The organism is Loktanella sp. IMCC34160, from assembly GCF_004145845.1.
GTDB lineage: Bacteria > Pseudomonadota > Alphaproteobacteria > Rhodobacterales > Rhodobacteraceae > SELP01.
The window spans coordinates 77,621-91,025 of the sequence record NZ_SELP01000001.1 but is presented as its reverse complement, the minus strand read 5'-3'; the positions used below and the strand labels follow the sequence as shown (position 1 = coordinate 91,025).

Genomic DNA, 13,405 nt, shown 5'->3' with positions numbered 1-13,405 from the left:
CCGTCATACCGGATTTTCGCCGCGCCTGCCTGGCGGCGTCATGGCTGGCAGATGACCGCGCCGCTGGCACCGACTTCCGCGCATGCCGAGAAGAAGGATTGCATAAGCCAGTAGAGTTGAACAAAGGACGGAGTGGGCCTTTCACCGCGCTGAATAGCGGCTAAAGCGTCCTCGAGCGCTTGCCGACTGAGCGACGAAGTCACAATGACAGCGCGGCGGTGCGCATCCGGTGCCACTCTTGCGCGACGCAGCGCGACTGCAAGATCAGCGGCGTTCGAGCGTATCGTCCGTTGAATCTGAGTTTCCTGATTGGGCGCGTTGTAGGTCGAACCCCACAATCCTAGCTTACCAGCGAGCCGCTCTTCAGGAAACGACATGTTTCCGAGGTTCTTAATCGCCTGGCTGACCGAGACATGGAAGGGGCTGGCACCGAGAGACGGCGCGCCGTGCTTTGCATGGTAGAAAGAGATTTGCGTGACCCCGACGCTGTCGGAGACGCCTATGAAGTCAGCCCATTCATCGCCAAGGTCGTCGCATAGTAGGATGGGATCTGCAGCGGCAATGTGATCGACAATCGCTCCGAAACTTGAAGTGTCATCGAACGCGGTCTGCGCAGCGGTGAATGCCCCTTTCTCGCTTGTAACTGCCGATAGAGGCTCGCAGACGGTGAAGTGGCGTAGAAATGACTCACCCCCATCTACAAGAGTTTCGTCTCGGAATACCTGACCATCGATATAGGCTAATCGCACATCCTCGAACAGGACGATGAGCGCATTCATATTGTCGAGATACGCTAGCAACGTCTGCCGGTCACCATCTTCACCAAGCGCCTCACCGGCTCTCTCCACGTAAACATCAGATAACTGAGGCGAGGACAGGGAGCGGAGAGCGATGCGGTTCTTGTTCAGTCGGATCGAAGCCCCCTGATCGCCTGTCGCGGGGTCGCGTGCCGTTCTGAGGCGGGCACTCCCTTCGATATTCAGGGGGTGGTCAAGTCTTTCCATCAAAGCCGTCAGTTCTTCTGCAGATAGGTCGACTGCCGTATCGTCGTTCAGGCGAATGAGTCTGATGCCCTCCTCAACATCGCCCACGGCGTCGGAAAGCTTGTTTGTATCAATCGCCATGGCAATTGGCTCCGAAGCTTCCAAAGCTTCGGTCAAAGACACCGGTCGGGCAAAGGACCTGATGAATGGTGATATGTCCGTATTATCCACACGAAGCTCTTCGATAACGTTCTTAGCAAAGGTAATGACGCCAGGAAGATCGGTGCGCGCCGAACGAACGCCAATGCGTCCGGTGCTCGGCGTCGCGGTACTCTGCATGCCATTCGCAACGACGCTGTATGTACGGGGCGCATATCGCCTACTCCCCGCCTGGCCAACAACATTAGCAAGATCTGGCGCATCAACGGTCTTGGAGCGCATCGCGTAGGGCGAGATGGACATGTTGCGCATCGTCATGCGCTGGAAAACCGCATCCGTTTTGGCGATCGCGCCTTCGACACGAGCCGTTGTAACCGCCGAGAGATGGGCCGTCTTGAAGGAGGACGGGAGGATCAATCGGGACGAGAGGACTGCTACATAACCTTGATGTTCGATTAACAGCATAAATCCGCAAAGGCGCTCTCGTATCGTAGTGGTGTTTTCGAGAAAGGAGGGCGGGCTCTCATATCTGAAGCAAATCGCAGACCAGTGAACGTCGTCGAGTTGTTCACGTATGTATTTGAATTCGTTTTGGGCCGTAGCACCGTGGCTCGCACGAAGCTTTACAAACAAGTCATCGATGGCCTTGCTTGACAATTTCCTTCGAATTGTATGAAAATTTGCAGAGGTTGCAACGGAAAGATCATCTATCATCTTAAATCACCACAAATGCGTACATTGTGTACAAGCTCTTCCTCAGAGTCGAGTCTTGTAAGGTTTCGCAATCGGTCCAAGACGGCTAACATCTTGGCACTTTCTTGAAACGGAACTCGAGAAGCGGCCCTTAGCGGGCATTCGGCAGCACGACCATCGTTGCGGTGCGGCGTGCCCGAAGCGGTCTTTCATGGCGCAGCGCACGCGAGTCTGAAACCGAAGGCGACGAGAAGCAGTCCGCTCACACCTCGATCTTTCTCCGTACGATCCATTAGGCTAATTATGATAGCAGTTGGTCAAAAGTGTCGTCACCGGCATTTGAGACAACCACGACAAACTCGCGCGCACGCGTCAAAGATACCTGCAACAGGCGCCGTGTATCGGCGTGTGGCGGAGCCTTATCCTGTGCCATGAAGTTATTGTATTGATCCTCAACGAGAACGACCGCGTCATACTCCCGCCCTTTGAGCTGATGCATATTCATTACCGAAATTGTGGCTGACTCTCGCTGCGAATCCACAAGTTGATCTTGAAGGATAGCCTGTTCAAGGGCTGCCTCTGCGCCCTGGTAATTGCCTTGCGCCACCCAAAGACCGATCAATGCCTGTTCGATCACCGACCCTCGTCGCAGCAGGCGGAGATACCGTGCCAGATCCGCGACCTTTTTCAGTTCACTCGCATCGGCCTTTGCAAGCAATCTTCGAGTGGCAATCCAATCCTGCGTCGGAGAACCGGTAAGGCCTTCTTCGTCAATCTGCGCCATCACAGTAGCAAGGGCAGAAACGCATTTCGTCTTTGGCGCCTTACCTTCCCGGCATTTACCCGCCCAGTTCCTTAGCCTGTCAGATGCCACGATGTTGGTCTTGTTCGCCGCAGACCGCAACATGTCAGCAACTCGGTCCAGGGCCTCAGCCAACTGCTCGTTCCGCGGAACCCCGCTTGCGTTGGACATGATATTTGCGATCACACGCGAAGCGAGGAGTATCTGATGCTGGTCGATGAACACATCGTGCGGCAGCGCCTTGAGAACCCGTCCGTTTGCGCTCGCCTTCACGGAGAGCGCGTCAGAGACCTGTCTCACGAGCCGCTTGCTCCGCGCCGCCATCGCGATTTTCGGTCGATCCTTGCCCGATCGCTCCTTCGCCTCCTTGAACGCTTTGCGGACCGCAAGATGAAGCTGCACGGCCAGCCGCCCCGGTCTGAACCGTTGGCGCACGATTTCATCGGGAAAGTCCAGTTCGGACCCTGGCGACAGAAGTGAACGCGCAAATCCCGCGATACCCGTTGCCGGGCTACGATTATTTTCATTGGCGAAGTCGAACCGTTCACACTCAAACGCGTTGCCAAATTCTTCGAGACGGGTCTCAGACACGCCGGGGCGCCATTCAAAGATTCGTTGCTCGGCGTCACCGAGCCCAATGATCTCGGATTGCTCGCTCAATGCCTGGACAAGCGCCCATTGCTCCTCGTCAGTATCCTGAAACTCATCTACGAGAATGAGCGGATACGCAGCGCAAAAGCATGCGCGCGCGGCCGCCGAGCGTTGGAGTAGTTCGGCTGCGCGCGGTGCGAACTGATCGTATGTCACCAGCCCCTCCTCGACATAAAGGCGATCCTGCTCCGCCCGCCAATCGTCCTTGCTCAACCCCGCGGCACGCACCGCAGCGTCTTGGGCAGGAATGATCTTCAGTCGCCGGCGAGACGATGTGAGATAGCCGTGCGAGGTCAGGATTTCCCAAGCGAACGAGTGATAGGTCTTGATGTCCACGCGATCAGCGATTTCGTCGGTCAAAATACCACCGGCACTCTCCATGATCCGACGAATAGCCGAGTTCGAGAAACTGACGAACAGGACCTTTTGCCCTGCACTGAGCTGCTCAAGGACGCGGCGGCGTGCTTTCAGAAGCGCGATCGTCGTCTTTCCCGAACCGGGCCCCCCGACAACGAGCATGTGGCCGTCATCGTCGAGTATCCGCTTGCGCTGCTCACAGAGCGTGAATTCATCTTCCGGGTTGGCAGAGCTCATTCACCATCGGGCGAGCCATCCTCATCCCCCTCATCATCTCCTGGCACGAGATTGTCAGGCAACGCATCGCTAATGGTCTCGAGCGCTTCCACAACGATTCCTGGGAGATCGTCCGGCCCACAAAGCTCGACCAGGCGCCCCGCGTATCCTGAGCCCTTCCGGACCTTCAACACCCGCTTCGCAAGCTTGCGAACATCGTCGTCATCAAGATCGGCGTCATACTTGAACTGCGCCGGCTTGGCCGCGTTGGATGGGTAGTCCTGCCATTTCGATGCGCGCTTCAGAAATTTGCGCAGAACCGCGATCGTGACTTCTTCGGCTAGTAGAAACTCGATCCCTGTCTGATCAAGCTGCCAGGAGGCATCGAAGAGATCATCGATATCGTCTGCGATATCTCTGTTAGCCTGCTTGTCATATAACGCGTAGATATTCTTCCCGAGTGATTTGAAGAACTCGCCATAGCGTAGGATTCCACCGTCGCCTTCACATTGGACGATTGTCACGCCAGACAGATCAAGCGGAGTATATGCGCCAGGACTATACCCCTCTTCGATCACGTCGGAGGCGGATGAGAGCACCTCGGCATCGGAGACGCCTTCTACGCAGATGACACCTGTGCCCAGCATGGCTTCGGCCAAAATGCGTCGAAGGTTGCCACGATACGTCTTGGCTTTTATGCCGGACATCTCGACATGCTTGCCGGTCAACTCGCAGCCTTCGGCGCGTTCCAGGATAACGACGTCTTCCGGTTCAAACTGCTCGAGCACAAATGGCGAGTGCGTGGTGAGGATGGCCTGCTGCATCCGACTCCGCAGGAACTTCACGATCCGTCGTTGCGTATGCGGAGGAATAGCGATCTCCGGTTCCTCCATCGCGAAGATCACGTTCTTTTTCAACTGCGCGATGAAGGTCAGCAGGGAAAACACCAGCGCATTGATGACCCCAGATCCCAAGCGCCAATACGGTACAGGTGTGTTGGACCGTTCCGACGAACCGAACAGGGTAATCGAGTGGCGCAGATCTTCTCTCGTTAGGGCCGAGGGAAAAAGCCGAAAAGCCTGACCTTCGTCGGTCAGGGGGATGAAGCGCCTTGCCCGCTCGTCAACGTCCTCCAGAATCTTCTTTAGTTGGGGAATCTGATCAATCGGCGGATCCAACTCCTCAAGCTGTCCAAGGGTCTGCTCCCACATTTCCGAACGATCGTCCTCCTTGAGCCGAAGAATGATATCCAGGAGTGATCCGCGTTCCAGGCTGAGTGCGCGCGCGCCCGTCCGCAACGCCCTCAGATAGATGAAGCCAAATTCCCGCTTCGATGACCGGCTTACGCGCACTGGACTCCCGCCATCATCGGGAGGCGGGGACGCGAAATAGGTTTGCGCCGAGAACTCATCCTCTTCTTTGTCGTAGGTCCCTTCGAACACGATGCGAAGCGCCGGTGTGACATGGTCGAGGTCGGTGTCCTCAGGATCATCGCCCTCATCGAGAAGGGTCTCGTCCTTTGTGTCCCAGTACTCGCGATGCGCCCGGTACTTGACCTCGAGTTCCGGTGTAAGATCGGTAAGAACGACCTCGAGTTCGATCACGACCGGCTCGCCATCTTCGTCGAGGTAGGTCCGCTGATGGAAATCGTGTTCATTGATCGGGTTGGTGCGCGAAAGCCGATCAGGTCCAAGCAGCAGATCGAGCGCTTCGCACACCGTGGATTTTCCGACGCTGTTGCTTCCGATCAGAACCGTGTGTTCATTGAACAGGACTTCCCCGCTCGCCACGCTGCGAAAGTTCCTAATTTTTAGTCGCCGAATTTGCATTTTGTTTATGTTCTCAATTACGTTTGACAATAACTTCGACACTACACAGCGAGAGCCGAGACAACACCAGCCTATCCAAAAAAGTCTGGTTTTGAGTGCGCCGACCTCTTGCCGCCACTTTCGTGAATGTCTGTTTTTGACTTGAGGACAGCTCTATTTCGTAGCCGCAGCGAACGGCAGCACTCCGCCCCTCGAGTTGATCTAGTAGCTGAGCAGGTAGGTTCCCAATTCAACCCAAGTAGGATCGCCTTCGACCCGAGCGATGGTTGTCCCGTCCAGTTGAATAAGCGTATGGTCTGGGCCGTCTTCCAAAAACGTCAAGGCGGGCATGGGATCTGCCTCATTGTAGTAAACAATGATCCGTTCGGCCACAGCATCACTTTCCCATGCTTCCCCTTCAGGTGGCCCTTGGTAATGTGCACTGAGAATCTCGGCAGGCTCATGCCCCAATATCCAGTCGCCAATAATAATGAAGTCTTGAACAACATCTCCATCGACCGCTGTATCACCTGGACCAAGTAGCAAGAAGTCCTCCCCAGGCCCTCCATCGATGTAGTCCGCTTCATCATCCAGCCCCTGTGGAAACAGGTTTTCCGGCAGCGGGCCATCATTTCGGATGACCTCGCTCAAAGTGGACAAATCAAGTTCACTTTCATAGGCATTGCCGCCGTTCAAGAAATCAAACCCTTGACCCCCAAGAAGGGTATCCGCTCCGGCCCCCCCAATTAGATAGTCGTCACCGTCACCACCCACGAGGACGTCATCATCGGCACCACCGTCTAGGATGTCCTCGCCAGATCCACCAAACAATGTGTCGTCTCCGGCATTCCCAGACAATCCGTCATGCCATCCGCCACCATATAGGATGTCGGCTCCGGTTCCGCCGATCAGAATGTCTTTCCCTCCGTCGCCCCAGAGCATATCGCCCCCAGAGCCTCCAAGGATGTCATCGAAGCCATAACCTCCGCGAACAAGATCGTTCCCGGCTCCGGCGTCAAACGTGTCGTCGCCGGGTCCAAGGTCTTCGTCGTCAGACCCGGCTGTCCCCTCGCCTCCCTCGTCTTGAACACCAAAGTCAAGAAACAGGCTCAGCGCCAACATCGAAATGAAAAGCGGGAGAAGAAAGATACTCATGAATGAACTCCGAAATTTACCAAACGCTGCCAAAAGATCCGGTAAAAGACAAGCGAGACCCACCCCTAACAATTGTGTTTCTTTCAAGGAAACAATTTCTTAATCAAAGAGTTGCCTGAGGCCGCTCACGCCGATAATTGCGACAGCACCGGGGCATTGCGCATTCGCACAACGACTTATGATGATGGATCATCGAGCGTACTTTCGTGCTATTGGGAAAGATCTAGATGATAGGTTTGGTCTTCGATTCGGTGTTCATGGTGCCCGGCCCCTCTTCTTGAGCCGTCTTGAGGCCAAGGAGAAATGACGGGTGAACTAACCGTCAAGAAAGCGCTCCCGCGGAAATCCCGCCCGTGCGAACCGATCCCACAATATCTCGTTAAGTTTTCCGCTCCTGAGGTGGATGCAATGTTTGACGAAATACCACGTCAGGTAGGTATCGTAGTCGTGGCGCGTGCCGACAGCCTTCTGGATTGCCGTCTGCAATTGGGAGAGATCGGACCCGTCTTCGGCCAAGTGGTGAAAGTCTGATCGACCACAATGGATCGCAGGGACTCCATGCATAAAGCCTTCCAAGGCGACCGTGGAGTTGTTTGAGATCGTGCAAGCGCTCGCTGCCAGAATATCGTGCACGTTTGCATCAACCAGGAAAATCCGGTCATCCTCTTTGGCAAGGTCCTCAACCATTCGCCTATCCGATGCGTCGCTCGACATCGGATGAGGTTTTACAATGATTGGCCGGTCTCCGGCGGCCTCTTGTGTGGCCCTAAGTATCTTGGAATCGGAATGTTGCGATGCCCCCGAAGCCATCGGATACCGCCCTTGAAAGAAGACCGAAATCGCTCCCGTCGGAAGGTCAAGCCGAACAAAAGGTTGGCGATACTTCGACTTCCTACTGTCAACGTACCTGTTCTTCAAATTGCGCATGAATGCTTCCGTGCGCTTTGGAGCGACGGACGAAGGATCATATGTCATGTGGCCAATGGATGAGAAGGCCTTGGTGCCTATTGGATCGAGATGCCAGTACTCCCACAAGTAAGCCACAGCAGCGTTGAGAACGCCCTCGGCCTCAACAGACCTGTCATCGATAATGTGGAGGTTTCCGTCTGCAAATCGCCGGTCTCTTACTCGGCGAGTTCCAACACGAATATCGTTGTCGCGCTCCCTGATCTCAAGGGCTATGCCATCGACCTCACACAGGTCGCGGATGTCTCTGTACAATCGCAAGTGCCAACCCTTGAGATTGTTGCAGGTATCCGCAGGCTTGAGATGTAGAATGATGCGTGGCATGAAGGTTACATTATGCGTTATTGAGAAACGGAAAACGGCCAAACGGATTGGACCCTGCCACGGCCGACATGTGTTGCGTCCTAGTCGCTACTGCACGACGTCGATAGACCTATAGGCATGTCGTTGAGGCTGCCAAGGGAGATATGTTGGCTTTATTGGGTAGAGATACATTGTGCTTTTCTTAATGCATGTCGGAAAGACCGGTGGGACCTATGTCAAGCGATTGATCCGAGGCGCACTTGACGCTCCCAAGCTTCAGGAGCCTCAAGTCCTTCAAGACAGGATAGTGCTGTTGAACCACTGCACACTTGCAGAGGCAGAAGAGCGCTTCGGAGAACCTTCCGGTCTTGTCATAACCTATCGTGATCCAATCGAGAGATTTGTGTCTGGTTTCTATTGCCGACAGCGCATGGGGCTGCCGGACCACCGCGCACGATGGGATTCAGGTGAAGCAGCAGCGTTTTCCTATTTTAGCACGGCCAATGATCTGGCGGAGGCGTTGTCGTCAGAAGACCCCATACAACATTCTGCCGCTCATTTTTCAATGCATGCCATTCGCCATATCCGACGAGGATACCAGTTCCATTTTGGAAACCCGACACGTTTTGCCTTTGACTACGCGTCTCGGGTCTTGGCCTGTGTTGAAACGAGGAACCTTGCATATTGCGGACACAAGATCATTGAGGCTGTTGGTGTTGAAGTCGCGGCACCCAGTGTCCCTCCCTTGGCCCCGACAACCCCCAATTACCCCAAGGAAATAAGCGATCTGGCCCAGTCGAACCTGCGCGCTACTTGGACAGTCGAGTTTGAGTATTTTGACATGTTCAGAGACCTCGATACCGGGAACAGAGAAGCGTAGAAGTGAAGCGGCCGGCCAGCGGTTCCAACAGTGCCGTTGACCGGCCCATCCAGTCGGCCATGGTCGAGCGGTCGAGATCAATCCCTTCTCGGGCATAGATCTGGCACTGGCGTTACAAAGGTAGATGAGCGGCGTATTTGCTGACCAACACATGCGCTAGCAGGCCGGGGCCGGGTCTTCTGCGCTCGATGGGGCGTGACGGCAGCGGCGATTGGACAATCGCTTCACAGCCCGCGCAGGCTTTGCGGGGCCGGACAATCCTGTACACAACGAAGCGGCCAGGCACATGCTCAAGATCTTCGGTGAAATCCTTGCCGAGTGTCTTCAGCTTGGGCGCACCCTACCTCAACTAGCAGCGCCCATTGGGGCTGGTCGAGAGCGCGGCAGCGGTTGCGGGTCCGTATACCCCGTCAGGAACGAGGCCATATGCTCTTTGAAACCTCACTAGCGTCTGTTGGGTGAGTGGCCCCCATTTTCCGTCGGCGAAGTTCCGTGGCAGACCGCTGCAATGGCGCTGGAGCTGGATCTGAATGTTCAGCACAGGAACCATTGTCGAATTGCTGCCTTGCGTGCACTCGCGCGAACGGCTTCCAAGATCGCATCTTAGGCGATTGCGACCGTCTTGAGTGCGAACCATCTCACTTGGACTGCGATGGCAATGATAGGGACGACTCCCTGCATGGCAACCTGCGGCGTTGAGGCCACCGCTGTGGGCAAATGAAGGTTGTGGTATCAGAGCAGAAATCGATAGGGCCGCTGCCATTGCCGCACAATAGTGAACCAAATGACGCATGGATTTCTTCCAAAGGGCTTCTCTAGAAGAAAGTGCGAACAACCTAGAATTGTCAATCTATCAAAATGGAGACAGTGTGAGAGTTTTCGATGTTCGAGCCATACAAGCTTGACCTGACAGGGAAAATGCCTTGGTCTGCCAGTGGTGTTGAGCGAATTGAATCGCTCTTTATGGCCGCATTTAGTCAGATGTGTTGAAAGGAAATCTACCACTATGAAGAGAACGATTTTGGCAGCGGGTTCGGCAATGATCTTGCTGAGCGGATGCGTTGCACAAGAAGCATTTGTGAAGCAAAATATGCGCTACGCTGACTATGAGCGTGACCGGGCCTACTGTGAAACCAAGGCCACCCAAGAAGTGCCTGTAAACCGAAGCCCTGGAGCAGAGATCGCAGTCGCGTTGTTGACTGGGGTCTACGCCGCGCAGGATGCCAACGCCGCAACACGTGTACGTAATTTCGAAGCCTGCATGATTTCGAAGGGCTATCAGCGAGTTCAGCTCCAACCATGCAGCGATATGCAAGAAGCCCGTGCCAACGGGGTCGGCCCACTTCGTGCGACAGAACGTGTCGTAATCGGAAATCAGACCTGTGTTGTGGGTGACAATGTTGGTCGGATCATCTTCCATAATCCTAGCAACGATAGCTAACAGCTAGAGGAGTCCTTCTGGTCGCAAGTGATGATCAGCTTCGGATTCAGGGCCGTTCTTCTATCTGTTTGGTTTGGACGGCCCCAAAGCGGACGTACTAGTACGTATTAGCTGACGTCAGCCGACAGCTTCGAGCTGCGTTCTGAGCCACTTGCCGTATGCGCTTGGGACGGCCAGTTGCCAGAACCCGTTGCCCCCCTTGATCCTCCCTTGCTCATGGCTTCAAGCGGCCCGGCTTTTGCCGGGCCGCCTTGACTTTGTGGTGCACTTTCACCGTTTTGTCGTCTCGGCCTCGCCCCGCATCATCCGGTCGATCTCCTTGGCCAGTGTGTCGGCGGCTTTGCTGAGGGTTGAGCCGTCGAGGTGGGCGTAGCGTTTGGTGGTGCGCGGCGTCTTGTGGCCCAGGAGCTTGCCCGCAGTGGGCAGGCTTTCGCCCGCGAGGATCGCGTGGGAGGCGTAGGTGTGCCGCAGGTCGTGGATCCGGATGTCCTCGGGCAGCCCGGCCGCCTGCCGCAGCCGCGCCCAGACCCCGGCGATGCTTACCACGCGGCCCGACCGCGACTTCTGCGAGGGGAAGACAAACCGCTGATGGCCGGTCTCACGCCGGAGCGCGTCGAGCGTGTCCCGCGCAGGCGCGCTGAGGAGCACGTCGCGCGGCCCGGTCTTGGCGTCCGAGAGCGCCAGCTTGGTTTTTAGGACCTCGGACCAGCGCAGCCCCAGAATCTCGCCCCGGCGACAACCGGTAAGCAGGATCAGCCGGAGCGCCTGCGCCGCCAGCCAATGCGCCCCCCGTTCGCGGTCGATCTCGCGGGCCAGCGCCCGGATCTGGTCAAAGCTGAGCATGCGCCCCCGCGCCTGTCGGCGATTCCTTCGTATGGGGGTGGCCGGGTTGGGCAGGTCCTCGGGCAGATAGCCCTGCGCCTTGCCCCAGTTGAAGATGGTGCCGAAGTGCCCCAGCGCCTGATTGGCCCCGCCGGGGCGGGTGCGGGAGTAAAGGTGGAACCACTCGGCCACCTGCACCGGGGTGATGGCCCCGACCGGGGTCTTGCCGAAAGCGGGCAGGAGCTGGGAGTCCAGATAGGCGCGAAGCGGAACGATGCTGGAGGGTTTGAACCCCTTGCCGCGCTCCGCCATGAAGCGGGCCACCAGCTCTGCAAAGACCGGCGTAGGCGGGGCGATCCGGGACCGGAGCGCCGGACTGCCCCGCCGCGTTCCCGCCCCCGTTGCCGTGGGGGAGGCCGGGGGCGTCAACGCGGCGATCTTTGCGTGGAAGGCCGCCCGCGCTGCCTCGGGCGACATCTCGGGCCAGGTCCCGAGGGTGATCCGCCGGGGCTTTCCATCTATCCGTTTCGACAGCACCCAGGACCGGGTGCCGCCGGGCTGGACCCGCAGGCCAAGGCCGGGACATTGCACGTCGCCAAGGGTGTATTCCTTCTCTGCCGGGCGCAGGCTGGCGAGGGTGTGCGGGGTCAGGAGGGAGCGGGCGGTCATGACGTGGTCCTCCCGCTCTTCTGCCAGTCTTTCAGCCCTGCGTGGAACAGCCGCGGGTCGATCTTCCGGGCAGCACAGAAGCCGTGCAGCCCATCGCCGCTCTCTGCGAAGGCCGCGTAGTCCTCTGGCCCCGGTGCCGCCAGCGTCTTGCGCCGGGCGGCGCGCGGGGGCGGTGCCCCGCCAGTCCGGGGTCTGGCAAAGGCGCGGCTCAGATGCGCGCCCACCCGCTCGCTCGCCGCAACCATCCGCCCCTGATCGAGATGGGCATAGCCCGCGGTACTGTCGAGGTCCGCGTGGCCCAGAAGCCCGCCGATCACCTGCAGCGAGAAGCCGCGGTTGATCCCGACCGAGGCCGCGCTGTGGCGCAGGTCATGCAGCCGGAACCGGGGGCGGCGCAACGCCTTGCGCAGCTCCCGCCAGAGCGGGCGCAGTTCAGCCTCCAGCGCCGCCGGGTCCTCGCCCGCGAAGATCGCCCGCCCGTGCCGGGGCAGGCCCGCCAGCAGCGCCCGGGTCGGACGTCCGAGCCAGAGCGCCTTTGGCCCGGACTTGGCATCGGGCAGCGCCAGCCGCCCGCCCGCGCGGGTCAGGTCGAGCTGGTCCCATGTGGCCCCCATCGCCTCGCTCTTGCGGCAGCCGGTCAGGGCCACGAAGCGGACGAAGGGTACGGCCAAAGGATACCGCTCGGCGGCGCGGTCCAGCACCCGGCCCAGAACCGCATATCCTGCAGGGTCCAGATAGTCGGCGGCAAAGTCGGACTTGTGCCGCCGCAGCCCGGCGCAGGGGTTTGCACCGGAGGGGCGCAGACCCAACAGCTCCGCATGGCGCATCATCGACGAGAGCACCGCCAGCGCCCGGTTGCGGGTGCCGGGGGCGACAGTCAGCCCGTCGCGCCACTGGATCACCTGCGCCTTGGTCAGCTCCGCGACACAGACCTCTCCAAGACCGGGGAGGATCTGTCCGGTGAAACACAGCCGGTGAGACGCCAGGGTTGTTGGCTTCCACTGTCCGGCGCAGTCTTCCAGAAACCGGGGCGCGAAGCTGGCGATGGTCTCGGCAGGGGAGAGGCCAAGTCCTCCCTCCGCCGCGATCTCTGCCAGCGCCTCGCGGGCCAGCGCCCGGGCGACCTCTACGGGCATCTCCTCCACATCGCCGATCTTGCGGCGCAGGCTGCGCCCGCCCGCGCGTGTCTGGACGATCCAGCTGCGGGCCGCGCCGCGCCGACGCTCGGCCAGCTGCGGAACCTCCGTGTCCCAGATAAACGCGTCCCGTCTGTCTGGCCGGGTCTGAGGGGTCTTCGCCCACTGCGCTGCGCGGGTTCTACTTTGTGATTGTGCCATTGGGGCAATCCTTCTCCGCTTCAGGAAACAAGCCCACGCAAAACCCGGGGAAGCACCCAGGAAACGCGGGGAAGCAGAGAAAACCGGACCCGCTCAATCGCCACTCAGGCTGAGCGAGAGACCAAAGCTCCAATCATTGCATCAGGTTAGCACAGGTCCCAAA

Annotated in this window: 9 protein-coding genes and 1 pseudogene; 2 read left to right on the top strand and 8 right to left on the bottom strand. The window is 58.1% G+C overall.

Annotated features, from left to right (window positions below; translation table 11 throughout):
- Positions 1-38 precede the first annotated feature (38 nt).
- From EU803_RS18695 to EU803_RS00495, 5 genes are all read right to left on the bottom strand, one after another.
- Positions 39-1,856, bottom strand: a complete 1,818-nt coding sequence (locus tag EU803_RS18695) for a hypothetical protein (RefSeq protein WP_129678898.1) — start codon at positions 1,854-1,856, stop codon at positions 39-41.
- 280 nt (positions 1,857-2,136) lie between these two features.
- Entirely contained in the window at positions 2,137-3,882 is a 1,746-nt protein-coding gene (locus EU803_RS00510; RefSeq protein ID WP_129678897.1) for a UvrD-helicase domain-containing protein, read from the bottom strand.
- On the bottom strand, positions 3,879-5,690 hold the full coding sequence (locus EU803_RS00505; protein ID WP_129678896.1) for an AAA family ATPase: 1,812 nt from the start codon (positions 5,688-5,690) through the stop codon (positions 3,879-3,881). The genes EU803_RS00510 and EU803_RS00505 overlap by 4 nt, the downstream gene beginning before the upstream one ends.
- A 201-nt stretch (positions 5,691-5,891) precedes the next feature.
- Positions 5,892-6,824, bottom strand: a complete 933-nt coding sequence (locus EU803_RS00500) for a calcium-binding protein (protein WP_129678895.1) — start codon at positions 6,822-6,824, stop codon at positions 5,892-5,894.
- A gap of 315 nt (positions 6,825-7,139) precedes the next feature.
- Entirely contained in the window at positions 7,140-8,114 is a 975-nt protein-coding gene (locus EU803_RS00495) for a hypothetical protein (RefSeq protein ID WP_129678894.1), read from the bottom strand.
- 184 nt (positions 8,115-8,298) lie between these two features.
- Here EU803_RS00495 and EU803_RS00490 point away from each other — a divergent pair, with 184 nt between their 5' ends.
- Entirely contained in the window at positions 8,299-8,973 is a 675-nt protein-coding gene (locus tag EU803_RS00490) for a hypothetical protein (protein ID WP_129678893.1), read from the top strand.
- 7 nt (positions 8,974-8,980) lie between these two features.
- Here the strand turns inward: EU803_RS00490 and EU803_RS00485 are convergent.
- Positions 8,981-9,301, bottom strand: a pseudogene (locus EU803_RS00485) (transposase); the annotation flags it as partial.
- Positions 9,302-9,979: 678 nt separating this feature from the next.
- Here EU803_RS00485 and EU803_RS00475 point away from each other — a divergent pair.
- Positions 9,980-10,414 carry a hypothetical protein gene (locus EU803_RS00475; protein ID WP_129678891.1) on the top strand — a complete coding sequence of 145 codons (435 nt, stop codon included), beginning with the start codon at positions 9,980-9,982 and terminating at the stop codon, positions 10,412-10,414.
- Between the two features lie 270 nt (positions 10,415-10,684).
- On the opposite strand, the gene EU803_RS00470 is transcribed toward EU803_RS00475, so the two are convergent.
- Together EU803_RS00470 and EU803_RS00465 are read right to left on the bottom strand one after the other, a co-directional pair.
- Positions 10,685-11,905 (bottom strand): site-specific integrase, encoded by a 1,221-nt coding sequence (locus EU803_RS00470; protein WP_129678890.1) that lies wholly within the window; start codon positions 11,903-11,905, stop codon positions 10,685-10,687.
- The gene (locus EU803_RS00465; protein ID WP_129678889.1) at positions 11,902-13,242 is read right to left on the bottom strand and encodes a tyrosine-type recombinase/integrase; all 1,341 of its coding nucleotides are present in this window, start codon (positions 13,240-13,242) and stop codon (positions 11,902-11,904) included. The genes EU803_RS00470 and EU803_RS00465 overlap by 4 nt, the downstream gene beginning before the upstream one ends.
- Positions 13,243-13,405 lie beyond the last annotated feature (163 nt).